Genomic DNA, 24,305 nt, shown 5'->3' on the forward strand with positions numbered 1-24,305 from the left:
CCTTACTCCGCCGCCACCGCCTCGACCGTGTCGTTGAGCGGATGGGCCAGGCGGGTGCGCATTTCCTTCGGCACCACTTGCCAGAACTTGCCGACCTCGCGGTCCCAGTCCTCCAGCAGGCCGTTCGACCATTTGCTGTCGGTCGCCTCGGCATGCGCCTCGACCAGCGCACGCAGCTTGGCTTCCCAATGGCTCGACGCCAGCCGCTGCCAGGTGATGTTCTCCGGATTGGCGTGGCGTTCGAAGCTGCCGTCGACGTCGTAGACGAACGCCATGCCGCCGGTCATGCCGGCGCCGAAGTTCATGCCGACGCGGCCGAGCACCACCGCGGTGCCGCCGGTCATATACTCGCACCCGTTCGCGCCGCAGCCCTCGACCACGACGTCGGCACCCGAATTGCGCACCGCGAAGCGCTCGCCCGCCTGGCCCGCGGCGAACAGCCGGCCCGAGGTCGCGCCGTATAGCACCGTGTTGCCGATGATCGTGTTGTTCCACGATTCGATCGGCGAGCTGACCATCGGCCGCACGACGATCACGCCGCCGGACAGGCCCTTGCCGACATAGTCGTTGGCGTCGCCGAACACTTCGAGCGTGATGCCCTTGCACAGGAAGGCACCCAGCGACTGGCCGGCCGAGCCGCGCAGCCGGACATGGACGTGCCCGTCGGCAAGCGTCGACATACCGAACGTGTTGGTCACCTCCGACGAGAGCCGCGTGCCCACCGCGCGGTGGGTGTTGCGCACCGAATAGGTCAACTGCATCTTCTCGCCGCGCGCGAACACCGGGGCGGCGTCCTTGATCATCTGCGCGTCGAGGCTGTCCGGCACGTCGTTGCGGAAGGTGCTGAGGCTGAAGCGCCGCTCGGCATCGTCCGCATCCACCTTGGCGAGGATCGGGTTGAGGTCCAGATCGTCGAGATGCTCGGCGCCGCGGCTGACCTGGCGGAGCAGCTCGGTGCGGCCGATCACTTCGTCCAGGCTCTTGAAGCCGAGCTTGGCGAGGATCTCGCGCACTTCCTCGGCAATGAAGGTCATCAGGTTGATGACCTTTTCCGGCGTGCCGACGAACTTGGCGCGCAGCTTCTCGTCCTGGGTGCAGACGCCCACCGGGCAGGTGTTCGAATGGCACTGGCGGACCATGATGCAGCCCATCGCCACCAGGCTGAGCGTGCCGATGCCGAACTCCTCCGCGCCGAGGATCGCGGCGATGACGATGTCGCGCCCAGTCTTCAGCCCGCCATCGGTGCGCAGCTTGATGCGACCGCGCAGACCGTTGAGGGTGAGCGTCTGGTTTACTTCGGACAGGCCCATTTCCCAGGGCGTGCCCGCGTACTTGATCGATGTGAACGGCGACGCGCCGGTGCCGCCATTGTGGCCGGCGACCAGGATCACATCCGCATGCGCCTTCGCCACGCCCGCCGCGACGGTGCCGATGCCCGCCGAGCTGACCAGCTTCACGCACACCCGCGCGCGCGGGTTGATCTGCTTCAGATCGTAGATCAGCTGCGCCAGATCCTCGATCGAATAGATGTCGTGGTGCGGCGGCGGCGAGATCAGCGTCACGCCCGGCGTCGCATGGCGCAGCTTGGCGATGAACTCGGTGACCTTGAAGCCGGGCAACTGCCCGCCCTCGCCGGGCTTGGCGCCCTGTGCCACCTTGATCTCGATCTCGTCGCAGGCGTTGAGATATTCCGCGGTCACGCCGAACCGGCCCGAGGCGACCTGCTTGATCGACGAGTTGGCGTTATCGCCATTCTCATAGGGCTTGTAGCGCGTCGAATCCTCGCCGCCCTCGCCCGAGACGGCGCGCGCGCCGATCCGGTTCATCGCGATCGCCAGCGTCTCGTGCGCCTCGGGGCTGAGCGCGCCCAGCGACATGCCAGGCGTGACGAAGCGCTTGCGGATCTCGGTGATCGCCTCGACCTGGTCGATCGGCACGCCGCTTTCGGGGAAGTTGAACTCGAGCAGGTCGCGCAGATAGACCGGCGGCAGGTCGCGCACCCCGCGCGCGAACGCGAGGTAGCTCGAATAGCTGTCGTTCGAGACCGCGGTCTGCAACTGGTGCATCAGCTGCGCCGAATAGGCATGCGCCTCGCCGCCCGCGCGCTGGCGGTAGAAGCCGCCGACCGGCAGCGTCGCGACGCCCGCATCGTACGCGGCATCGTGGCGCATCATCGCCGAGAGGTGGAGCGAGGCATAGCCCTCGCCCGAGATCTTGGCCGGCATGCCGGGGAACAGGTCGTTCACCAAGGCGCGGCTGAGGCCCACCGCTTCGAAATTATAGCCGCCGCGATAGGAGCTGATTACCGCGATACCCATCTTCGACAGGATCTTGAGCAGCCCCTCGTCGATCGCCTTGCGGTGGCGCTTGAGGCAATCGGCGAGGCTGATGTCGCCGAACAGGCCGCGGGCATGGCGATCGGCGATCGCAGCTTCGGCCAGATAGGCGTTTACCGTGGTCGCGCCAACGCCGATCAGCACCGCGAAATAATGGGTGTCGAGGCACTCCGCCGTGCGGACATTGACGCTGGCGTAGGAGCGTAGCCCCCGTCGCACGAGGTGCGTGTGCACCGCCGCCGCCGCCAACACGCCGGCGATAGCGGCCTTGTCCGGCCCGCTATGCTCGTCGGTGAGGAACAGCTCGGTGCAGCCGGCGCGGACCGCCTGCTCGGCCTCGTGGCGGATGCGCTTGATCGCGAGCTTGAGCGATTCCGGATCACCGTCCGCCGCGAAGGTGCAGTCGATCTCCGCCGCACTCGCCCCGAAATGCGCGCGAAGGCGGTGCCAGTCGGCATTGGTGAGCACCGGGCTCTCCAGCACCAGCACCGGGCTCCCCGCCCCCTCGGTGTCGAGGATGTTGGCGAGGTTGCCGAACCGCGTCTTGAGCGACATCACATAGCGCTCGCGCAACGGATCGATCGGCGGGTTGGTGACCTGGCTGAAATTCTGCCGGAAGAACTGGCTGATCAGCCGCGACTTGGACGAGATCACAGCCAGCGGCGTATCGTCGCCCATCGAGCCGATCGCTTCCTTGGCGGTCTCGACCATCGGCGCGAGGATCAGTTCCATATCCTCCAGCGTCTGGCCGGCGGCGACCTGGCGGCGCGACAGCTCGGCGCGCTCATAATAGCTTTCGGCCGGTGCTGCGGGCAGATCGTCGATCGACAGGAAACCCTGCACCATCGAGGCATAGTCCGCCTCGCCGGCGATCTGGTCCTTGATCGCGCGGTCATGAAGCAGCTTGCCCTGGTCGAGATCGACCGCGATCATCTCGCCCGGCCCGAGCCGACCTTTGGCGACGACGTTCGCCTCGGGCACCGGCACCATGCCGGTTTCCGAGCCGACGATCAGCAGCCCGTCCGAGGTCTGGGTGTAGCGCAGAGGGCGCAGCGCGTTGCGGTCCATGCCGGCGACCGCCCAGCGGCCGTCGGTCATCGCCAGCGCCGCAGGGCCGTCCCACGGCTCCATCACGGAGGCGAGATACTGGTACATCGCGGCGTGCGACGGCGGGGTGTCCTCGTCCTGCTGCCACGCCTCGGGTACCAGCATCAGCTTGGCCGTGGGCGCGTCGCGGCCCGAGCGGCAGATCGCCTCGAACACGGCGTCGAGCGCGGCGGTGTCCGACGCACCCGCCGGGATCACCGGCTTGATGTCCTCGCTCTGCTCGCCGAACGCGATGCTCGCCATCTTGATCTCGTGGCTGCGCATCCAGTTCTGGTTGCCGCGGATCGTGTTGATCTCGCCGTTATGCGCCAGGCAGCGGAACGGCTGGGCCAGCCACCATTGCGGGAAGGTGTTGGTGGAATAGCGCTGGTGGAAGATCGCGACGCGGCTCTCGAAGCGCGAATCCTTGAGGTCCGGATAGAAGTCGGACAGCGATTCGGCGAGGAACAGCCCCTTGTAGATGATCGAGCGGCACGACAGCGAGCAGATGTAGAAACCGCCGACCTGGGCTGCGATCACCCGCTTCTCGATACGGCGGCGGATCAGGTAGAGCTGGCGCTCAAACTCGGCGGCATCCATCGCATCGGGCTGCGGCCCGGCGATCATGATCTGCTCGATCTCGGGGCGCGTCGCCTGCGCCTTCATGCCGATGACCGACACGTCGACCGGCACCTGGCGCCAGCCATAGATGGTGTAGCCCGCCTCGATGATCTCGCTCTCGACGATGGTGCGGCAGGTCTCCTGCGCGCCGAGATCGGTGCGCGGCAGGAAGATCATGCCGACCGCGAGGCGGTTCGGCAGCACGCGGTGGCCGCTGCCGACGATCTGCTCGTCGAAGAAACGCAAGGGCAGGTCTACATGGATGCCGGCGCCGTCGCCGGTCTTGCCGTCGGCATCGACCGCGCCGCGGTGCCAAACGGCCTTCAGCGCATCGATCGCCGACTGGACGACGCGGCGCGACGACTGGCCGTCGGTCGCCGCGACCATGCCCACGCCGCAGGCATCGCCTTCATATTCGGGGCGGTACATGCCCTCGCGGGCAAGGCGCTCGCGCTCGGATTCCGGGGTCTTGGCCATCACTTCTTGTCCTGTTCTGCGGCGAACTTCGCCACCATCGCCTGTGCGCGCTCCATCGTACCGCGGATCGACTTTTCCATCACGGCGCGCTGCGCGGCGAGAACATCGGGATCCGCCATGACGGTCGGCGCCTGTTCGGCGTAGATTTTGCCCGAAGGCGTATCGAAAAAGGCGCTGACATCGCGCATCTGCGCGACGGTGAATCGGCGCGCATAGGCGCGTGCCATCGCGTCCAGCATCGTCGGCATCGACGCTTTCGTCAGCGCCATCGAGTGCTGGAGCTCATCGCTGACGAACCCGTCGAGCATCGCCTTGGCCTTCGGGTCCTTCGCGAACGCGGCCTGCATCTGCGGCGACTGTGCCATCGCGTTGCGGAGGTTATCCATCATCGGCCGCATCATCTGGTCGATCAGCGTGTCGATCCGCTGGGGCGGCATGATCTTGGCAATCAGCGCCGTGGCGGCAGCTAACCGGGCAGGCTCGGGAGCCTGCACGGCGGGAGCGGTCTGCGCCATCGCGGCACCGGGTGCGGTGACGGCGATCAGCAGCGCGGCAGCCAGCGCCCTCATGCGACGCTCGCTTCGCGCTTGGCCGAAACCGGTGCCTTGGCGTGCGCTTTCATCCAGGCGTGCATGTGCGCCGCCACGTCGCGGCCATCGCGGATCGCCCAGACGACGAGGCTCGCGCCGCGGACGATGTCGCCGGCGGCGAACACGCCGTCCATGCTGGTCATCATCGTCTTGCCGTCGGTGCGCAGCGTGCCCCAGCGGGTGACGCCCAGCTCCTCGGCGCCGAACAGTTTGGGCAAATCCTCCGGCTCGAAGCCCAGCGCCTTGATGACGAGGTCGGCCGGCATGTGCAGCGCCCCACCCGGATCAACTTCCGGCGCGCGACGGCCCGAAGCGTCGGGCGCGCCCAACCGCATCTTGGAGGCGCGGACGCCGCTGACCTGCTCGGTGCCCTCGAACGCCTCCGGGGCGGAGAGCCAGACGAACTCGACGCCTTCCTCCTCGGCGTTGGCGACTTCGCGCTGCGAGCCCGGCATGTTCGCCCGGTCGCGGCGATAGAGGCACTTCACCGACGCCGCGCCCTGGCGGATCGCGGTGCGCACGCAGTCCATCGCGGTGTCGCCGCCGCCGACGACCACGACATGCTTTCCGACCGCGTTGAGGCTGCCGTCGTCATAGGCGGGCACCGCGTCGCCGAAATTCTTGCGGTTCGACGCGGTGAGATAGTCGAGCGCGTCGACCACGCCCCTGGCGCCGACGCCCGGCGCCTTGATCGCCCGCGCCTTGTAGACGCCGGTGGCGACCAGGATCGAATCGTGGCGCTGGCGGAGCTCGCCCAGCGTCGCGTCGCGACCGACCTCGAAATTGCGGTGGAAGACGATGCCTGCCTGCTCCAGCCGGTCAACGCGGCGCATCACCACGTCCTTCTCCAGCTTGAAGCCGGGGATGCCGTAGGTGAGCAGCCCGCCCGAACGATCGTAGCGATCATAGACGTGCACGGCATAGCCATAGCCGCGCAGATATTCGGCGGCGGCAAGGCCTGCCGGACCCGCACCGATGATGCCGACCGACTGGCCGCGGTCGCGGCCGACCTGCACCGGCTCCACCCAGCCCTCGGCCCAGGCGGTATCGGTGATGAACTTCTCGACCGAACCGATCGTCACCGATCCGTGGCCGGAAAACTCGATCACGCAATTGCCTTCGCACAGCCGGTCCTGCGGGCAAATGCGGCCGCAGATCTCCGGCATGGTCGAGGTGCTGTTGGAGAGCTGGTAGGCCTCCTGCAGTCGTCCCTCGGCGGTCAGGCGCAGCCAGTCCGGGATATGGTTGTGCAGCGGGCAGTGCACCGAACAATAGGGTACGCCGCACTGGCTGCAGCGGCCGGCCTGCGATTCCGCATCGGGCACCGCATAGCGTTCCGCGATCTCGCGAAAGTCTTCCGCACGCAGCTGGGCGGGGCGCTTTGCCGGATACGCCTGTGGGCGTCCGACGAATTTGAGCATGGGATCGTCAGCCATGCCGCCCCCGTACAGGAGAGCGGCAGACCAATAAAGACAGCAATACTTACCTATGTGGGCTCGAAACCCGAAATTCGGCCTTTAGGGAGCAAAAATATAAGCCACAAAGGCCCGCTTCGGACCTAACGCACGGAAAGCCAAATCAGTGCGGCAGTTCCAGCAACAATACGATAGAGCGCAAAGGGCGTGAAGCCATGTTTGCTCACGATACCGACGAACCACTTGATCACGGCCAGCGCCACGACGAAGGCCACAACGAAACCAACCCCTATCTCGCCCCAGCCCACGCCGCTGGTTGCCAGCATCTCGCGGTTCTTGAGCAGTTCGAGCGCGGTCGCGCCGAGCATCGTCGGGATGGCGAGGAAGAAGCTGAACTCCGCCGCCGTGCGGCGCTCGACGCCGAGCGACAGCGCGCCCATGATCGTCGCGCCCGAACGGCTCACGCCGGGCACCATCGCCAGACACTGGACGAAGCCGATGCCGAGCACGCGCACCACCGGGATCTCGGCGATGCCGTGGATCGTCGCCGACTTGACCAGCCGCTCGATGACGAGGATCGCGACGCCGCCGATGATCAGCGCCCAGGCGACCACCTTGGGCGCGCCGAGCAGGGCCTCGATATGCTTGTGGAGCGCGAGGCCGATCAGCGCGGCGGGAATGAAGGCGATCAGCAAGTTGCGCACGAAGCGCAACGACACGGGGTTGAGCTTGAGCAGCCCGTCCAGCACCGCCCAGAAGGTGCGCCAGTAGAGCACCACCACCGCCAGGATCGCACCCAGCTGGATGACGACGTTGAACATCGCCCACCGCGCCGAATCATAGCCCATCAGCTCGCTGGCGAGAATCAGGTGCCCGGTCGAGGAGACCGGCAGGAATTCGGTAACACCTTCGACGATGCCGAGGAGAATCGCCACCAGCAACGTGGTCATGGAAAGGCTCCTTCAGGGGTCGTGCCGGGCGACCCCCTGCAAGGCGCCGCCCGGCAGGGAGAATAGGATCAGGCGGCCGGGCGGAAGCGGCTGAAGCGACCGGCCTGACGAAAGCGCACCAGCCAGCTCGGCGCCACCGTCGCCAACGGCGTCGGCGACACGCCCAGCGCGGCGAGGCTCTCGGCACCCGCCGGCACGACGTTGTCGGCCTGGAGCATCGCGAACTGGTCGCGCGTGATCGGCGTGCCGGGCAGCGACGCGATCAGGCCCGCAAGCGAATCGGGCAGCGCGACGAAGTGCGGCTTGCGGCCGATCGCGCCGGCGATCCAGTGGAGCAGCGCCGACATGCTCAGCACGTCCGGCCCGCCCAGCGTGTAGGTCTTGCCGCCATGCGCCGACGGATCCGCCAGGGCGGCCGTTACGGCCTGCGCAACGTCCGACACGAACACCGGCTGGAACCTGGTCTCGCCGCGCACGATGGGCACGATGTTCAGCGGGGCACCGGCGATCATGCCGGCGAAGCGGTTCACGAACGCATCCTCACGACCGAACACGATCGAAGGGCGCAGGATGGTGGCACCCGGAAATGCGCCCAGCACCGCCTGCTCGCCGGCCGCCTTGCTGCGACCATAAGCGGAGGGCGACGCGGCATCGGCGCCGAGCGCCGAGATATGCACCAGCGCCGCGACACCGGCAGCCTTGGCCGCCTCCGCCACGTTGCGGGCGCCCTGCACGTGCACCTTGTCGAAATCGCCCGTGAGGATGCCAACGAAGTTCACCACCGCGTCGCTGCCCTGCAGCGCGCGGGCAAGCGTCTCGGGCTTGGTGATGTCGCCGACGACGAGCTGGGTCTGGCCGAGATTGCCCTGGGTCTTGAGGAACCAGGCGTCGCGCGGCTTGCGCTCGACGACGCGGACGCGCGCACCGGCACTCAGCAGCTCCTGCGCCACGTAGCGGCCCAGAAAGCCCCCACCGCCGATCAGGGTTACCAGCCTGTCCTTCATCTTCCGCCTCACTGCCTGCGCGAACCTGCGGCCCCAATGCCGTGCGAAGGGCTAAACGGCAAGCGCGACGCGAAGTCCAATATTTTTAGCAAAAAGTGTTTGACACCCCCCGCGAACCTCCACTAGAGGCGCCGGCCTACCCCGTGCCCAGATGGCGGAATTGGTAGACGCACCAGCTTCAGGTGCTGGCGATCGCAAGGTCGTGGAGGTTCGAGTCCTCTTCTGGGCACCATTTTCCGTCTCTGGATTCGTCCAGAGACGTCCAGCAAGAGGCTGGTTTCAAAGCAAAATTTCATCGACGCTCGCTGGCAACCGTCCGGGTTGATCCAGCAAAATCCAGCAAAAGAGTCACAAAAAGAGGCTCATTGTGTGACTGCTGGGTGAACCCGGAAAATCCGGGAACACGATGATGCTGACACAGCTCAAGATCACCTCCGCAAAGCCCATGGGGAAACCCTACAATCTCGCCGATGGCCAAGGCTTGGTGCTGATCGTTCAAACGACCGGCTCGAAGCTCTGGCGCTTCCGCTATCGATATGGCGGCGTGCAGAAGACGCTCCACCTCGGTCCATGGCCGACCATCTCGCTCGTCGACGCACGCGAGAAATGCCGCGAGGCGCGAAAGGCGATGGCCGCCGGGCTCGACCCGGTCCTTGAGAAAAAGCGTGCAAAGATCACCGCCAAGTTCGCGGTAGCCACGACCTTCAAGGAGGTGGCGCTCGAATGGATCGCGAAATGCGAACGAGAGGGCCGCGCGGACGTCACCCTGGACAAGATTCGCTGGCTGCTCGGCATGGCGTATCCGCTGATCGGCACGCTTCCGATAAACTCCATCACGCCCGCCGAGACGCTCGCCGTCCTCCGCAAGATGGAGACGAAAGGCCGCTACGAGAGCGCGCGCCGCATGCGCAGCGTGCTCAGCCGGATATTTCGCTACGGCATCGCAACCGCGCGCTGCGACCGCGACGTGGCGGCCGACCTGCGCGGCGCACTGACCACCCCCAGGACCACGCATCACGCGGCAATCACGGATCCTCGAGAAGTCGGCATCCTCCTGAAGACAATGGAGACCTACACCGGTCAGGCGGTTACGCGAATCGCCATGCGGCTATCGCCTCACCTCTTCGTCCGGCCGGGCGAGTTGCGCCAGGCCGAGTGGAGCGAGATCGATGTCGATAAAGCTATCTGGTCGATTCCCGCCGAGCGGATGAAGATGCGGCGACCGCACAAGGTCCCGCTGTCCCGGCAGGTGCTGGAGATGCTCGAGGAGCTACGCGAGATCACCGGGCACCGCCAGCATCTGTTCCCATGCATGGGGCGCCCGAGGAAGCCAATGTCCGAGAATGGCGTCAATCAGGCGCTGCGGCGGCTTGGATATCAAAGCGGCGAAATGACCGCGCACGGGTTCCGGGCAATGGCCGCGACATTGCTCAACGAGATGGGCTGCTGGCACCCCGACGCCATCGAGCGGCAGCTCGCGCATCAGGAGATGTCGTCCGTCCGCCGCGCCTATGCGCGCGGCGAATATTGGGACGAGCGCGTCGCCATGATGCAGCACTGGTCCGATTATCTCGACGACTTGCGAGACTCAACGGAGGCGCCAAGGCCTGGGAAAGCCGCTTCCGGCAAAGCGAAGGCCCAGAAATCGACGGCCGGCCGCCCTCACAGCCTGCTAGCGCGATAAGCTGCCTGCATCCTGCCGGGTATGGGCCCAGCCGATACCCGCAGGGTCCGAGGCGATCGATGCCCGGGCCGGGTCCTCAACCCGATCGCTGGCAGGATCCCACAAGGGCCTTGAGACTGCCATATTGGATGAGTGTCGCCCGCCCGACCTTCACCGTCTCGAGATCGCCTGACTGAATCAGCTCGTAGACGCGCGACCGGCTGAGACCGGTTATCCGCGCCGCCGTCGATACGCGCACGGTTAGCGGCTCGATCTTCTGCTCCCAGGCGCGCTCGATCATTTCTGCCCCCGCCGCCGTGCTTCACGCGCTCTGACGAAGCTACGGTCGCCCTCGAGAAACGACACGAGCATCGCGGGAACCAGTTCTGCAATCGGCTCTTCAACGCCGTACGTCTCAGCGTACATCGTGGCGTATGATTGCAGGTCAGTCTGCAGATCCGGCGTTATCGTAATCGAGAGCTTGACCGGCGTTCGATCCGGAAGCTTCCCAAGCTTCAGCTCTGCCATGTCAGCCTCCAATGCCGCGCCATGGCGCAAGGATGAGGTCACGGTGAACGACCAGCGCGCGCTTCTGCCCGAAAGCGACGACACTGTCGTAGCTGCCGATCAGCCGCGCACCTTGGGGGATGACGAGCCCGGGGAGATCGGACCTGAGTCCGATGATCAGACTGGCGGCGATGACGCTGCCGGCGGACAGCATGTTCGGTGACGCTGGAGGGCTCAGCAGGTGCGCATTGACGTCATTCTCGCTCTTGTTCAGCAATTCGCGCGCCGCGGAGGCGACGACGGGATGAAACCTGGGGTTGTTGTCGTCACCGAGGTGATTGGTGGTCATCATCCGGCGGAGCGTGGCGACGAAGCTGCGCTGCGGATCGGACAGGATGTCAGCGATGTTCTGGACGTCGCGCACCTCTTCAATGCCGCGACGGACCTCGAGCAGTGGATTGTAATACGCCGATGCCGCGTCGGTGGCATTGAACAAGAGGGAATGCGAGAAGCGCCCGCGCCAGCCGGCCGTCAGCGTCCAGTTCTCACCCTTGATATCGTGAACGACCGTCGAACCGGTCCAGGACAGCAAGGTCGGCACGACGAGGCCCACGCCCTTGCCGCTCCGTGTCGGCGCAAACGCCATGATGTGCTCGGGCCCGTCATGGCCCAGATAGCGGCCGCCGAGCGTGCCGAGCATGACGCCTGCTTCGCGATGCAGCCCGGCGCGCTCGATCTCGCGAGGGCTCGCCCACCGCGCCGAACCATAGGTGGTGACGTTGCTCGACTGACGCGCGCGCCACGGCGAACCGAAGATCGCCGCCGCGCAGCCGAGGAACCCGCTGGCACCGGCCAGCATGCCCGCCTTGTCGAAAACGGTCGGGGCATAGGCATCATAGTGATACCGCCAGCCAAACAGCGCCCAGGGATGGTAGATCGGCACATTGCCGAGCCGGAACCAGGGTAGCCCAAGCTCGGGCTGGTAGGCTAGAATCGCCGCCGCCCACGTCGCCGCCCGGCCCCCCACGATGACGATCGCGAAGACGACAACGATCTGGCCGATGAGCAATTTGGTGGGTGTCACGTCGAGGCTCCCGCCCGCCGGACAGGACCGGCTCGGGCAGGTTCAGACTCGGTGACGGGCGCCGAAAACGGAACGGCGCTGATGGGCGCTGATGGGCTCGCTCCGGTTCAGATCGGCTAGCGCGGATCGTCCAACAGCGCTGCTGCGCCAGTGTAGTCGCTAACCTGGCCGGCGGTCCTGAAGAAGCTCAACGGACGACCGTTCGCGTCGGCGATGGCGTGGAGTTTGGTGTTCATGCCACCTTTGGTGCGCCCGATAAGGCGGCCAAGATCCCCTCTTTTAACCCGCAGGCTTGAGGCCGTACGGTGCGCCTTCAGGTAGGTCGCATCAATCATCGCCGTCTTCGGTTCCGCGTCGGCCGCAGCGAGACCCTCCATCATCCGCGTGAACACCCCAGCTGCGCCCACCGTTTCCACCGGTTGCAGAGCGTCTTGTACGGGCCGCAGGCGCTCGGCGCATCACGCCACCGCAGCCCATCAGGGTTGACGAACACGATGCCGCTCAACACCCGGCGATCATCCATCCGAGGCTTGCCGTGACTCTTGGGAAAGAACGGACGCAGCCGATCCATCTGCCCGTCCGTCAGCCAAAACAGGTAGCTCATTCCAGTCTCCTCGCGGAGCCTGAATCAGATCGCGACGCTCACATCAATGGGGCATGACCCTAATGCGAAATGTCCATTGCGCTTAAGCTTCGATTTCGCTGGATTCCTCTGCTGCCAGCCAAAGGCATTCTCCGATTTCCGGAACAGGGGAGATGTCGCGCCCGAAGCCGGCCGTGATCCGTGCGGCGGCAGCGGATGGCAGCGCACAGATTTGGGCGGCGTTCAGCCCGGCAAGAAATCCGGCGTGCGTCGGTCGAGGAAGGCAGCAATGCCTTCCTGCCCCTCTGCCGTTCCGGCCGCCGCTGCAATGGTGGCGGCTTCACGATCGAGATGCGAGCGGAGCGCTGACACTGCACCTTCCAGCAACAGACCACGCGCCGCGCCAATCGCACCCGATGGCGACCGCACCAGTCGCGCCGCGAGGCGATGTGCCTCGGCGTCCAGTGCATCATCCTCGACCGTCTGGGTAACAATGCCCAGCCGTTCGGCCGCCTCGGCATCGACGCGACGGTTGGTGAGCAGCATGGCCTGGGCCTGCCGCAGCCCGACCAGACGCGGCAGCAACCAGCTCATGCCGCCGTCCGGCGTCAGCCCAACGCCTGCATAGGCGGCGGTGAAATGCGCCGTTCGGGCGGCAAGCGCCACATCGCCGAGCAGGACCAGACTGAGCCCGGCACCCGCCGCCGGACCGTTCGCGACAACGAGAAGGGGCTTCGCCATAGTGGCCAGCGTAAACACCGCATCATGCAGCATGTCCGCCAGATCGTGCAGGAAGCGCGAGGCGCCATCGCCTGCCGCCGCGATTCCGGCGAGATCGCCGCCCGCGCAAAAGAGCCGCCCGGCGCCCGTCAGCACGACACATCGGACGGTCGGGTCCGCTGCCACGATACGCGCAGCCTTGGCGAGCGCTGCAGCAAGCGCGGGATCGATCGCGTTGCCGACCTCGGGGCGGTTGAGCGTAAGCCGCGCGACGGGCCCTTCGCGATGGAGGAGAACGGTTTCCATGATGCCCTACCCCAATCAGAGCTTGCCGGTCAGCTCTGGCACCAGCGTGAACAGGTCGCCGACCAGGCCGATATCCGCCACCTGGAAGATGGGGGCGTCCTCGTCCTTGTTGATCGCGACGATCGTCTTCGAATCCTTCATGCCGGCAAGGTGCTGGATCGCCCCGGAGATGCCGACCGCGACATAGACCTGGGGCGCGACGATCTTGCCGGTCTGGCCGACCTGATAGTCGTTGGGCGCGTAGCCTGCGTCGACCGCCGCGCGGCTGGCGCCGACCGCGGCACCCAGCTTGTCCGCCAGCGGATCGATCAGCGCGTGGAACTGCTCCTGCGAGCCGAGCGCGCGGCCGCCCGAGACGACCACCTTGGCGCTGGTCAGCTCCGGACGCTCCGACGCGGCGATCTCGGCGCCGACGAAGGTGGAGAGGCCCTTGTCGCCCGCCGCGGCCACGGCTTCCACCGTGCCGCTGCCGCCGGTCGTCGCCGCCTTGTCGAACGCGGTGCCGCGCACGGTGATCACCAGCTTCTTGTCGCTGGTCTGCACGGTGGCGATCGCGTTGCCGGCATAGATCGGCCGGGTGAAGGTGTCCGCACCCTCGACCGAGAGGATGTCCGAGATCTGCATCACGTCGAGCGCGGCGGCGACGCGCGGGGCCACATTCTTGCCCGTGGTGGTCGCCGGGAACAGCACCGCGTCATGGTCGCCCATCAACTGGACGATCAGCGGCGCGATATTCTCGGCGAGGAAATGCTCGTACGCGGCATCGTCTGCGACATGGACCTTGCCCACGCCGGCGATCTGCGCCGCGGCCTCGGCCACACCCGAAACGCCCTTGCCGGCGACGAGCAGATGGACTTCCCCCAGCTTGGCAGCTGCGGTGACGGTGGAGAGCGTCGCGTCCTTGACGCTCTGATGGTCGTGTTCGACCCAAACCAGCGTCTTCATCACGCGACTCCCATGCCCTTGAGCTTCTCGACCAGTTCGTCGACCGAACCCACCTTGATGCCCGCCTGGCGCTTGGCCGGCTCGACGACCTTGAGCGTCTTGAGGCGCGGGGTGACGTCGACGCCGTAATCGGCGACGGTCTTCTTCGCGACCGGCTTGGTCTTCGCCTTCATGATGTTCGGCAGCGTCGCATAGCGCGGCTCGTTGAGGCGAAGGTCGGTGGTGACGATCGCCGGCAGCTTGAGGTCGACGGTCTCGAGACCGCCGTCGATCTCGCGGGTGACCTTCACGCGCTCGCCGTCGATCTCGACCTTCGAGGCGAAGGTGCCCTGCGCCCAGCCGAGCAGCTGGCCAAGCATCTGGCCGGTCTGGTTCGAATCGTCGTCGATCGCCTGCTTGCCGAGGATGATCAGCCCGGGCTGCTCCTCTTGCGCCACCTTGGCGAGCAGCTTGGCAACCGCCAGCGGCTCCACCTCCTCGTCGGTCTGGATCAGGATGCCGCGATCGGCACCCATCGCGCGCGCGGTGAGCAGCACATCGGTTTCCGCCTTGGCGACGCCGATCGTGACGACGACGATCTCGGTCGCCGCGCCCTTCTCCTTCAGCCGGACCGCTTCCTCGATCGCGATCTCGTCGAAGGGGTTCATGCTCATCTTGACGTTCGCCAGATCGACGCCCGTCCCGTCCGCTTTGACGCGGGGCTTCACGTTATAGTCAAGCACGCGCTTGACCGGTACCAGGACCTTCATGCGTGCGCCTCCATGCGTTCGATGACCATGGCGATGCCCTGGCCGCCACCGATGCACATCGTGACGAGGCCATAGCGCCCGCCGGTCCGCTGCAGCTCGTACAGTGCCTTCACCAAGATGATCGCGCCGGTAGCGCCGATCGGGTGGCCGAGCGCGATGCCGCTGCCGTTGGGATTGACCTTGGCCGGATCGAAACCCAGTTGCGCCGCGACGGCACAGGCTTGCGCGGCGAAGGCTTCGTTGGCTTCGATCACGTCGATCTGATCGAGCGTCACGCCCGCGCGGCGCAGCGCGATCGGCACCGCTTCGACCGGGCCGATCCCCATGATCTGCGGGTCGACGCCGGCATGACCCCAACCGAGGATCCGGGCCATCGGCTGCAATCCGCGCGCCTCGGCCGCGCGCGCAGAGGCTAGTACCAGCGCCGCGGCACCGTCGTTTAGGCCCGAGGCATTGCCCGCCGTCACCGATCCGTCGCGTCGAAAGGCCGGACGCAGCGCCGCAAGGCTTTCCGCCGTCGTCTCGGCGCGGACATGCTCGTCGGTGGCAAAGGCGGTGATACCCTTGCGGGTCTTTACCTCGACCGGGACGATCTGCGCCGCGAACCGGCCCTCGGCGATGGCGCGGGCGGCGCGGGCATGACTTTCGGCGGCGAGCGCGTCCTGGGCTTCACGTGAGACGTCGAAGCGCTCGGCGACGTTCTCCGCCGTGACGCCCATATGAACGGCGTCGAACGGGTCGGACAGCGCCCCCACCATCATGTCGAGCATGGCAGTATCGCCCATCTTGGTGCCCCAGCGGACACCCGTGGCGAGATAAGGCGCTCGGCTCATGCTTTCGGCGCCACCGGCCACTGCCACGCCGATTTCGCCAAGCGCAATCATCTGCGCCGCCGAAATCACCGCCTGCAGCCCCGAGCCGCAGAGCCGGTTGAGGGTAAGTGCAGGCGCCCCGTGCGGAATGCCGGCCCGCACCGCCGCCACGCGCGCCAGATAGGCATCGGAAGGGAGCGTCGGGATCACCTGCCCCATGACGACGTGCTCGACATCCGCAGGCGCAAGCGCGGCGCGGTGGATCGCCTCGCCCATGACCGTCGCGCCCAGTTCGGCCGGGGCAATGTCCTTCAGACCGCCACCAAAGTCGCCAATCGCCGTGCGGGCGCCCGCCAAAATGAAGATATCTTTCGTCATCCATCCTCCTCCCGCGCAGACCTGCGCGCATTGCTTCACCGGTGGATCGGGCACCTTCTGCTCCGATGGCAGCCGCCCCCTCCCCGTGCGCCGCGGGCGTCGCATGCAAATCGAGAGCGCCTGCACAGCGCGCACCGGCGTGCGTCGTTCGCCGGCGGGTCTATAGGGCAGCCGGAGGTCAATCGGCGACTAGCCGCCGAACAAAATCACCAGCGTGACAAAATCACCAGCGTGATTGCCGTGACCTCCGGGGCGCACAAAAAGAGGGACAGGTTCGCAATCGCCCATCGTCGCGATCACCCTTGGTGTCGTCCATCTTACACCCCATCACAAAAAATCAATCAGTTGATAGATTGCATTGCGCGATACGATCATTCGGCTCTACCTTGGCCAAGCGTCGACATGCGGTATTCGAACCCGCACTTTCCGCCGACGCGCGATGCTCTTCACAGTCGCAGGACGTTTCCGGCATGAACAGGATAGCGGTGGTAACCGGCGCGAACAGCGGCCTTGGCGAGGCGACCTGCCTAGCACTAGAAGCGGACGGAGACCGCGTTCTGCGCGTCGACCTGTCCGGATGCGATATCAATGCAGATTTGGCGCAGGCGGAAGGGCGGCAGGAAGTCGTCCGCAGAGTCGAGGAACGTGCTCCGCACGGGGTAGATGCGGTGGTGACATGGGCCGGAGGCGGCGGCCCGACACTGGACCTTCTCCGGGTCAATTACTTCGGGACCATCGATATCATCGATGGGCTGCACCCGCTGCTCGCGATGTCGAAAGCACCCCGCGTGGTGGTAACCACGTCCCGCATGTCGCTCGAGCCAAGCGATGCCACGCTGGTGGGATTGCTTTTGTCCGGCGACGAGACCGAGATCGTCGCCCGCTATGGTGACGAAACGACGCCGCAACAATATTATATCGCCGCCAAGACCGCAGTAGCGCGGTGGATGCGCCGCGCCGCCATCCATCCCCGGTGGAACGACGCGGGGATCCGGATCAATGCGATCGCCCCCGGCCTGATCGAGACCCCGCGCACCCAAAAGGGCCTGGCAGCGCCCGCGATAGCAACATGGTTGCAGGCCATGCATCCGCAAGCGGAGCAGACACTCTCCAAGGCGACGGAAATCGGCGTTCTGGCGCGCTTCCTCGCTTCCGAAGAAAACAGCCTGCTGATCGGACAATGCATCTTCGCCGACCGCGGAACCGAAGCGATCCTGCGCGGCGACGCGATCTGGTAGCGCGCAGGATCGTCGGCCGCGTCAGCCTTGTGTGCGCAAGGCGGCCGCTTCGATGCCGGCGAGCGCGCAGGCCTCGTCCCTATCGGACAAGTCCCCCGAAATGCCCACGGCGCCGATCGTGTGTCCCGCCCCGTCGACCAGGAGAACGCCGCCCGCGGCAGGAACGACGCCGCTGGGGGCGATCGGCCCCAGCGAGGCGAGGAACGTCGGCCGCTCCCCCGCCATGTCGCCGATCTTCCGCGACGACATGCCGAGGAACAACGCCCCCGCCGCCTTGCCGAGCGCCAACTGAAAGCGCCCCGTCGAGGCGCCATCCTGCCGCTGATAGGCGATCACATGGCCACCGGCGTCCAGGACAACGACGCCCAGGGGTTTCAGCGCAAGTTCGCGCGCCTTGGCGAAGGCGCCCGCAATGATCGTGGTCGCCTGATCAAGGGATATATGGCTCATCGGTCTTTCCCGTTCTGGTTCATCGCATCGAGCGCGGGCGGCACCGGACCGCCTGTCGCCCAGTCGAGCAGTTCGATTGTATGGACGACCGGGGTTTTGGTCCGGGTTCCGATCTGCATCGCGCAGCCGATGTTCCCGGCGGCGATGACCGGCGCGCCGAGCCGTTCGAGTTGGGCGACCTTCCGCGCGCCCAACTGGCCGGCGATCTCGGCCTGCAGGATATTGTAGGTGCCGGCCGAGCCGCAGCACAGATGCGCTTCGGCCGGTGTCACGACGGTGAAGCCGGCTTGCGTCAGCAGCGCCTTGGGGGCGTCCGTGACTTTCTGGCCGTGCTGCAGCGAGCAGGCGGCGTGATAGGCAACCGCCATGTCGCGTGGCTGTGCCGACGGCAGGCCGATCTCGGCCAAGAACTCCGTGACGTCGCGCGCCAGTGCGGAGACCCGCTCGGCCTTCGCCGCATAGGCTGCGTCGTTGCGCAGCATGAAGCCATAATCCTTGATCGTCGTGCCGCAGCCCGAGGTGGTCACGATGATCGCGCGCAGCCCGCCTGCCTCGATCTCGCGCGTCCAGGCGTCGACATTCCTGCGTGCCGCGTCGAGGGCTGCCGCCTCCCGTCCCATGTGATGGACAAGCGCGCCGCAGCAGACCTCGCCCGATGCGAAGGTCACGTCATAGCCGCACCGGTTGAGAAGCCGTACCGTTGCCGCGCGAATCTCGGGGCGGAGCGAGGGTTCGGCACAGCCCTGGAGCAGGGCGACACGCCCCCGCGCGCGCGGCACCGGCGAGGACTGCGCCAACGAGGCGGGCGGTGTCGTTCGCGGGGCCAGATCGAGCATCGCTACCATGGGTGCGAAGGCGTTGAAGCGCGCAAGAACGGAGCGAAGCGGCCTTGCCAAGGCCGCGAGCCGCAACGCAGCGCGGAAGCGGCGCGGACTGGGCAGAACGAGTGCCAGCAGGCTTCGATAGAGCCGCTGCGACAAGGGGCGTCGATAGCGCGCCTCGATATAGGCCCGCGCATGATCCACCAGGTGCATATAGTGCACCCCCGAGGGGCAGGTCGTCATGCACGACAGGCAGGACAGGCAGCGATCGATGTGCTTGACGACCTTTTCGGTGGGCTCCCGCTCGTTTTCGAGCATATCCTTCATCAGATAGATGCGCCCGCGCGGCGAATCCAGCTCATCGCCCAGCAGCGTGTAGGTCGGGCAGGTCGCGGTGCAGAAGCCGCAATGCACGCATTTGCGGACGATCGATTCGGATGCGCGCATCGCCGGATCGGCGAGGCTCGCCGGCGAGAAGTTAGTCTGCATGCGCCGGCTCCCCGTCCAGGAAACGGCCCGTCTCGAACACGCCGTCGGGATCGAACGCCCGGCGAACCCGCGCTTCCAGCGCCGCGACGCCCGGTGCGCGCGGATGCTGCGCGGGAATCGTCGCCCGCACGGCATGGGGTGCACGAAGCAACAGCGCCTCTCCATCCGCCGCGCGTGCGATCGAGCGGACCGGCACGACAGGATCGTCCAGGCTCGCCCAGATCCGCCCCCCGCCCCAGTCCAGCGCGAGGCGCCGCGCATGGGGGGCAAGTCTCGCCGCAACCTCCGGTGCGCACCGCGGACCGACATGGATGCACCAAAGCATCGCGCCATCGAGACCGGATCCGGTCCCGGCCTGCCGCCACAACGCATTCGCCATGTCTTCTTCCAATCGCTGCAGGGGACCGAACTCACGCAGCATTTGCGAAAGCAGGGCGCAGCGCGCGACGACCGAAGGCTCGAAGCCGGCGACGCGGAAAAGCGTCGCTCCATCGGGGTGGCGGGCGGCAGCCGAGACTTCCGCATGGCTGCCCAGCGCGCGCATCATCGCAGTGCACGAAGCCGCAGGGCCGAGCCCATCCAATCGCAAGGTGACCGACACCCTTGGACGGGGCAGGACCTTGAGCGTCAGTTCGGTCAGCGCGACGAGGCGCCCCCAGCTTCCCGCGACGAGCTTGGACAGATCGAAGCCGGTGACGTTCTTCACCACCTTGCCGCCCGCGACGAAGACCTCTGATCGTCCGGATACCGCCGTGAACCCCAGAAGATGATCGCGCGCGCTACCGGCAGTCACCCGCCCCGATCCCGCCACCCCGGCAGCGATCACGCCACCGATGGTCGCGGCACCGGCAGGCGCGCCGAACAACGGCCCGTGGTCGAACGGTTCGAACGCCAGCATCTGCCGCTCCGCAGCGACCAGTGCCTCCACCTCGGCCAACGGGGTTCCAGCCCGCACCGTGAGCACCAGTTCGGCGGGATCATAAGCGACCACCCCCGACAATCCGGTGGTGCGAACGATGCGCGCCTCGCGCGGCGCACCGATCCGCGCCTTGCTGCCGCCGCCACGGATCTCGACGCGCACGCCGTCGCGCTTCGCGTCGGCGATCGCGTCGCACAGTTGCTCGGCGCTGTCGGGCTGAACCTGATTCATCAGAACCGCGGAATGTCGGGAAAGGCGTGCCGGCCGCCATGAACATGAACGCGGCCGAGTTCGGCGCAGCGATGGAGGCGCGGAAAGACCTTGCCGGGGTTGAGCAGAAGCTGCGGATCGAAGGCACACTTCAGCCGCTGTTGCTGCTGGAGGTCGATCTCGCTGAACATCGCGGGCATCAGATCGCGCTTTTCCACGCCCACCCCATGCTCGCCCGTCAGGACCCCGCCCATTTCGACGCAGAGGCGCAGAATGTCGTTTCCGAATGCCTCGGCCTTGGCCAGTTCGCCGGGCCGATTGGCATCGTACAAGATCAGCGGGTGGAGATTGCCGTCGCCGGCATGGAACACGTTGGCGACACCCAGGCCATAATGCGCGGAGAGTTCCTCCATGCGACGCAGGACGTCGGGCAAGCGGCGGCGCGGAATCGTGCCGTCCATGCAGTAATAATCCGGCGCCAGTCGCCCCACCGCCGGAAAGGCCGCCTTGCGCCCCGCCCAGAATGCGAGCCGCTCCACCTCGCTGTTGGAGATCCGACGGGTGACGGCGCCGTTCTCGTCGGCAATGCGGTCGATCTCGACGATCAGATGGTCGCATTCCGCTGCGGGACCGTCCACTTCGACGATCAGCAAGGCGCCGACGTCGAGCGGATAGCCGACGTTGACGAACGCTTCCGCCGCATGAATCGCCGGCTTGTCCATCATTTCCATGCCCGCGGGGATGATGCCCTCGGCGATAACCTGCGCCACGCACGCGCCGGCCTGTTCGGCATCGGGAAACCCCAGCAGGATCGCCCGTGCCCGTTCCGGCTTGGGCAGGATGCGGACGGTGACTTCGGTGACGACGCCCAACAGCCCTTCCGATCCGACGACAACCCCCAGAAGATCCAGGCCTGCGGGGTCGAGATGGCGCCCGCCCAGGCGTACGATCTCGCCGTCCATCAGCACCAGCTCGACGCCCAGCACGTTGTTGGTCGTGAGGCCATATTTCAGGCAGTGCACACCTCCCGAATTCTCGGCGACATTACCGCCGATCGAGCAGGCGATCTGACTGGACGGATCGGGTGCGTAATAGAATCCGGCGCCCTCCACCGCTTGTGTTATCGCAAGGTTGGTCACCCCCGGCTGGACGACTGCGATGCGCTCGTCATAGTCGATGTCGAGCACCTTCTTGAACTTGCCCATGCCGAGCAGCACCGCGTCGGCGAGCGGCAAGGCACCTCCCGACAGGGACGTGCCGGCCCCGCGCGGCACCACCTTTACGCCTTGCGCATGGCACCAGCGCAAAATCGCCGAAACCTGCTCGACGGAGTCCGGCAGCACCACCACCAGCGGCGGTTGCCGATAGGCGGTCAGTCCATCGGATTCATAGGGCCGCAGCGCGTCGGGATCGTCGATCACGCCATCCCCGGGGACGATGGCGCGCAGCGCCGCCGCGATCGCGTCCCGATTCTTCAAGGCCGTTGCGTCTGGTACCGGCATCACGATCGACATCAGGCGCCTCCGCTCCCCGGCGGCGACACGCCTGCCGAGCCGAGGCCGGGGAGATGCGTACAGCCTTCTACCCTATCGTCGATCGCCCGCACGTTGATTTTCCCCTCCGGCGCCCAAGCGCCCTGATCCACGATGCGAGATCTAATTGCATTTTCTGCCGTTCGATAGATATAAAGTGCATGTTCGTCGCTTCCGCCGAAGCAACGGGCCCGTTCCTTGGCGGCAACGGCGGCGGAGCGAAGCCGGTGTGACGCATGCATCACATCCGTGTCGCGGGAGCCCATCGCAGTTGGGGGCGCCGTTCTAAAGACGCCGGGACGCGCATCGCGCGCACCCCGGCAGCAGAGCAGGGAGAGACGATGGCTACGGTCCAATATGATGTCGAAGGCTCGGTAGCCGTACTGTCGGTCGACTATCCCCCCGTGAACGCCCTGAGCGCAGCGGTACGGGTCGATCTGGGCCACGCGCTGGAACGCGCGGCTGCGGACCCGGCCGTCGACGCCATCGTCCTCCTCGGGAGCGGCAAGACGTTCGTCGCCGGCGCGGACATCACCGAACTGGGTACCGACAAGTCGCAGGTCCGGCCCAAGCTTACCGACATCCAGGCCAGCCTCGATTCGTTTCGCAAGCCCGTGGTCGCGGCGATCCACGGCACCGCCCTCGGTGGCGGCCTCGAACTGGCGCTGGCCGCCACCGCACGCGTCGCCGTCGCGGGCGCGAAGGTCGGGCTGCCCGAGGTCAATCTCGGGATTCTGCCCGGCGCAGGCGGAACGCAGCGCCTGCCGCGGCTCGCCGGGGTCGAAGCGGCCATCGAGATCATCACCACCGGCAAGCAGTTGACGGCGGAGCAGGCGCGCGAACTCGGCATTCTCGATGCCGTTGTCGATGATCTTCGCGCCGGTGCCGTCGCGTTCGCGCGCGCCATGGTGGCGTCGGGCCGGCCCACCCTTCCCGTCATCGCGCGGGACGGCAAGGTGACGGGCATAGGGGCCGAACTGTTCGCCGAAGCCCGCAACAAGGTGGCAAAAAAGGCCCGCGGCAAGATTGCCCCGCTGGTGGCGATCGATTGCATCGAAGCAGCCTGCACCATGCCCGCCGGTGACGCACTGGCGCTGGAAACGCGCAAGTTCCAGGAACTGTTCGCAAGCGATCAGCGCAAGGCACTGATGTACTATTTCTTCGCAGAGCGCGAAGCGCGCAAGGTTCCCGGCATCGACGCGCAACCGAAACCGGTGCGCACCGCCGCCGTGATCGGCGCCGGCACGATGGGCGCCGGGATCGCCATGGTCTTCGCCAATGCCGGTATAGACGTCTGGCTTGCCGATATCAGCGATGTCGCGATCGCGAAGGGAATGGCGACGATCCGTCGTACCTATGAGACCTCGGTCGGTCGGGGCTCCCTCGCGCCATCGGCGATGGAACGCGCCTTGTCGCGCATCCGCTCGACGACCGATTATGCGACCTTCGCGCATGCCGATCTGGTCGTCGAGGCCGCGTTCGAGCGGATGGACATCAAACGGGAGATCTTCGCGAAGCTCGATGTGGTGATGCGTCCCGGCGCGATCCTCGCCACCAACACCTCGTCGCTGAACATCGACGACATCGCCGCCGCCACCACCCGTCCGCAGGACGTTGTCGGCGTGCATTTCTTCTCTCCGGCCAATGTCATGAAGCTGCAGGAGAATATCCGCGGCGCGGCGACGTCGGACGAAACGATCGCCACGGTCATGGCGCTGGGCAAGACGCTCGGCAAGAACGTCGTGCTCGCCGGGAACTGCGACGGCTTCATCGGCAACCGGATGCTGCAATATTACACCGGCGAAGCCGAATTCCTGATGGAACAAGGCGCGACGCCCGAACAGATCGATCGGGTGGCGGAACGGTTCGGCATGCCGATGGGCCCCATCTCGATGCGGGACATGAGCGGCCTCGACGTTGGCGTTCTCGTACGCAAGGCGCGCTTGGCGTCGCTGCCCGCAGGCGAGCGCTTTTCCCCGATCCTCGAACGGCTGGTGGAACAAGGGCGCCTTGGCATGAAGGCAGGCAAGGGCTTCTATCGCTACGAAGGACGCGACAAGCAGCTCGACCCGGAAACCGACGCGATCATCGCGGCCGTTTCGAAGGACTTCGGTATCACGCGGCGCCCCTTCTCCGATGACGAAATCGAATTCCGTCTGTTCGCCCCGCTGGTCAATGAAGGCGCGAAGGAACTGGAGGACGGCACAGCCTTGCGCGCCAGCGATATCGATGTTGCCTGGGTCAATGGCTATGGCTTCCCCGCCCACAAGGGCGGACCGATGTTCTGGGGCGAACAGGTCGGCCTGGAACGCATCTATGCGGCCGCGCTCGAGGCGGCACGGCGCAACGGCCCGCGCTGGGGACCGGGCAAGCTTCTCGAACGGCTGGCACGCGAAGGCCGGAGCTGGAAGGACGCGTAG

General features: G+C 66.4%; 18 protein-coding genes, 1 tRNA gene and 2 pseudogenes. 4 read left to right on the plus strand and 17 right to left on the minus strand.

Features of this window, described 5'->3' with window-relative positions; translation table 11 throughout:
* Positions 1-2: 2 nt before the first annotated feature.
* The 5 genes from gltB to A7X12_RS05905 form a co-directional block, all read right to left on the minus strand.
* Positions 3-4,520 carry a glutamate synthase large subunit gene (gltB, locus tag A7X12_RS05885; RefSeq protein ID WP_064310731.1) on the minus strand — a complete coding sequence of 1,506 codons (4,518 nt, stop codon included), beginning with the start codon at positions 4,518-4,520 and terminating at the stop codon, positions 3-5.
* Positions 4,520-5,089: a DUF2059 domain-containing protein gene (locus A7X12_RS05890; protein ID WP_064310732.1), complete on the minus strand. Its 570-nt coding sequence runs from the start codon at positions 5,087-5,089 to the stop codon at positions 4,520-4,522. Before A7X12_RS05890 ends, gltB begins: the two co-directional genes overlap by 1 nt.
* Positions 5,086-6,546, minus strand: a complete 1,461-nt coding sequence (locus A7X12_RS05895; RefSeq protein WP_064310733.1) for an NAD(P)-dependent oxidoreductase — start codon at positions 6,544-6,546, stop codon at positions 5,086-5,088. Before A7X12_RS05895 ends, A7X12_RS05890 begins: the two co-directional genes overlap by 4 nt.
* Positions 6,547-6,668: 122 nt before the next feature.
* On the minus strand, positions 6,669-7,475 hold the full coding sequence (locus tag A7X12_RS05900; RefSeq protein ID WP_064310734.1) for an undecaprenyl-diphosphate phosphatase: 807 nt from the start codon (positions 7,473-7,475) through the stop codon (positions 6,669-6,671).
* Positions 7,476-7,543: 68 nt separating this feature from the next.
* Positions 7,544-8,479 carry a complex I NDUFA9 subunit family protein gene (locus A7X12_RS05905; protein ID WP_064310735.1) on the minus strand — a complete coding sequence of 312 codons (936 nt, stop codon included), beginning with the start codon at positions 8,477-8,479 and terminating at the stop codon, positions 7,544-7,546.
* A gap of 145 nt (positions 8,480-8,624) precedes the next feature.
* Between A7X12_RS05905 and A7X12_RS05910 the strand changes: the two genes are divergently transcribed.
* Positions 8,625-8,711, plus strand: a tRNA-Leu gene (locus A7X12_RS05910).
* A 177-nt stretch (positions 8,712-8,888) separates the two neighbouring features.
* Positions 8,889-10,163, plus strand: a complete 1,275-nt coding sequence (locus A7X12_RS05915; RefSeq protein WP_064310886.1) for a tyrosine-type recombinase/integrase — start codon at positions 8,889-8,891, stop codon at positions 10,161-10,163.
* Positions 10,164-10,239: 76 nt separating this feature from the next.
* Here A7X12_RS05915 and A7X12_RS05920 read toward each other — a convergent pair whose 3' ends face one another.
* The 8 genes and pseudogenes from A7X12_RS05920 to bktB all read right to left on the minus strand — a co-directional run bounded on the left by A7X12_RS05920 (position 10,240) and on the right by bktB (position 16,226).
* On the minus strand, positions 10,240-10,443 hold the full coding sequence (locus A7X12_RS05920) for a helix-turn-helix domain-containing protein (RefSeq protein ID WP_064310736.1): 204 nt from the start codon (positions 10,441-10,443) through the stop codon (positions 10,240-10,242).
* Positions 10,440-10,670 carry a DUF2274 domain-containing protein gene (locus tag A7X12_RS05925; protein WP_064310737.1) on the minus strand — a complete coding sequence of 77 codons (231 nt, stop codon included), beginning with the start codon at positions 10,668-10,670 and terminating at the stop codon, positions 10,440-10,442. The genes A7X12_RS05920 and A7X12_RS05925 overlap by 4 nt, the downstream gene beginning before the upstream one ends.
* Positions 10,671-10,902: 232 nt before the next feature.
* A pseudogene (locus A7X12_RS05930) lies at positions 10,903-11,733 on the minus strand (type IV secretory system conjugative DNA transfer family protein); the annotation flags it as partial.
* Between the two features lie 131 nt (positions 11,734-11,864).
* Positions 11,865-12,337: pseudogene (locus A7X12_RS05940) on the minus strand (IS5 family transposase); the annotation flags it as partial.
* Positions 12,338-12,559: 222 nt separating this feature from the next.
* Positions 12,560-13,342 carry an enoyl-CoA hydratase/isomerase family protein gene (locus tag A7X12_RS05945; protein ID WP_064310739.1) on the minus strand — a complete coding sequence of 261 codons (783 nt, stop codon included), beginning with the start codon at positions 13,340-13,342 and terminating at the stop codon, positions 12,560-12,562.
* Positions 13,343-13,357: 15 nt separating this feature from the next.
* The gene (locus tag A7X12_RS05950; protein ID WP_064310740.1) at positions 13,358-14,287 is read right to left on the minus strand and encodes an electron transfer flavoprotein subunit alpha/FixB family protein; all 930 of its coding nucleotides are present in this window, start codon (positions 14,285-14,287) and stop codon (positions 13,358-13,360) included.
* A complete protein-coding gene (locus tag A7X12_RS05955; RefSeq protein ID WP_064310741.1) occupies positions 14,287-15,036 on the minus strand; it encodes an electron transfer flavoprotein subunit beta/FixA family protein in 750 nt (249 codons plus the stop codon). The genes A7X12_RS05950 and A7X12_RS05955 overlap by 1 nt, the downstream gene beginning before the upstream one ends.
* Complete coding sequence (gene bktB, locus A7X12_RS05960) at positions 15,033-16,226, minus strand: beta-ketothiolase BktB (protein WP_064310742.1); 1,194 nt, start codon at positions 16,224-16,226, stop codon at positions 15,033-15,035. Before bktB ends, A7X12_RS05955 begins: the two co-directional genes overlap by 4 nt.
* A 305-nt stretch (positions 16,227-16,531) precedes the next feature.
* Here bktB and A7X12_RS05965 point away from each other — a divergent pair, with 305 nt between their 5' ends.
* Positions 16,532-17,464, plus strand: a complete 933-nt coding sequence (locus A7X12_RS05965; protein ID WP_232318388.1) for an SDR family oxidoreductase — start codon at positions 16,532-16,534, stop codon at positions 17,462-17,464.
* A gap of 21 nt (positions 17,465-17,485) precedes the next feature.
* Here A7X12_RS05965 and A7X12_RS05970 read toward each other — a convergent pair whose 3' ends face one another.
* From A7X12_RS05970 to A7X12_RS05985, 4 genes are read right to left on the minus strand one after another with little or no spacing between them, the layout of a single operon-like run.
* Positions 17,486-17,914 (minus strand): GlcG/HbpS family heme-binding protein, encoded by a 429-nt coding sequence (locus A7X12_RS05970; protein ID WP_064310744.1) that lies wholly within the window; start codon positions 17,912-17,914, stop codon positions 17,486-17,488.
* The gene (glcF, locus tag A7X12_RS05975; protein ID WP_064310745.1) at positions 17,911-19,224 is read right to left on the minus strand and encodes a glycolate oxidase subunit GlcF; all 1,314 of its coding nucleotides are present in this window, start codon (positions 19,222-19,224) and stop codon (positions 17,911-17,913) included. The genes A7X12_RS05970 and glcF overlap by 4 nt, the downstream gene beginning before the upstream one ends.
* The gene (locus A7X12_RS05980) at positions 19,214-20,374 is read right to left on the minus strand and encodes an FAD-binding protein (RefSeq protein WP_064310746.1); all 1,161 of its coding nucleotides are present in this window, start codon (positions 20,372-20,374) and stop codon (positions 19,214-19,216) included. Before A7X12_RS05980 ends, glcF begins: the two co-directional genes overlap by 11 nt.
* On the minus strand, positions 20,374-21,867 hold the full coding sequence (locus A7X12_RS05985) for an FAD-linked oxidase C-terminal domain-containing protein (RefSeq protein WP_064310747.1): 1,494 nt from the start codon (positions 21,865-21,867) through the stop codon (positions 20,374-20,376). Before A7X12_RS05985 ends, A7X12_RS05980 begins: the two co-directional genes overlap by 1 nt.
* Before the next feature lie 359 nt (positions 21,868-22,226).
* On the opposite strand from A7X12_RS05985, the gene A7X12_RS05990 reads away from it, so the two are divergent.
* Positions 22,227-24,305: a 3-hydroxyacyl-CoA dehydrogenase NAD-binding domain-containing protein gene (locus A7X12_RS05990; protein ID WP_064310748.1), complete on the plus strand. Its 2,079-nt coding sequence runs from the start codon at positions 22,227-22,229 to the stop codon at positions 24,303-24,305.

The organism is Sphingomonas sp. TDK1 (assembly GCF_001650735.1).
In the GTDB taxonomy this organism is placed as follows: Bacteria; Pseudomonadota; Alphaproteobacteria; order Sphingomonadales; family Sphingomonadaceae; genus Sphingomonas.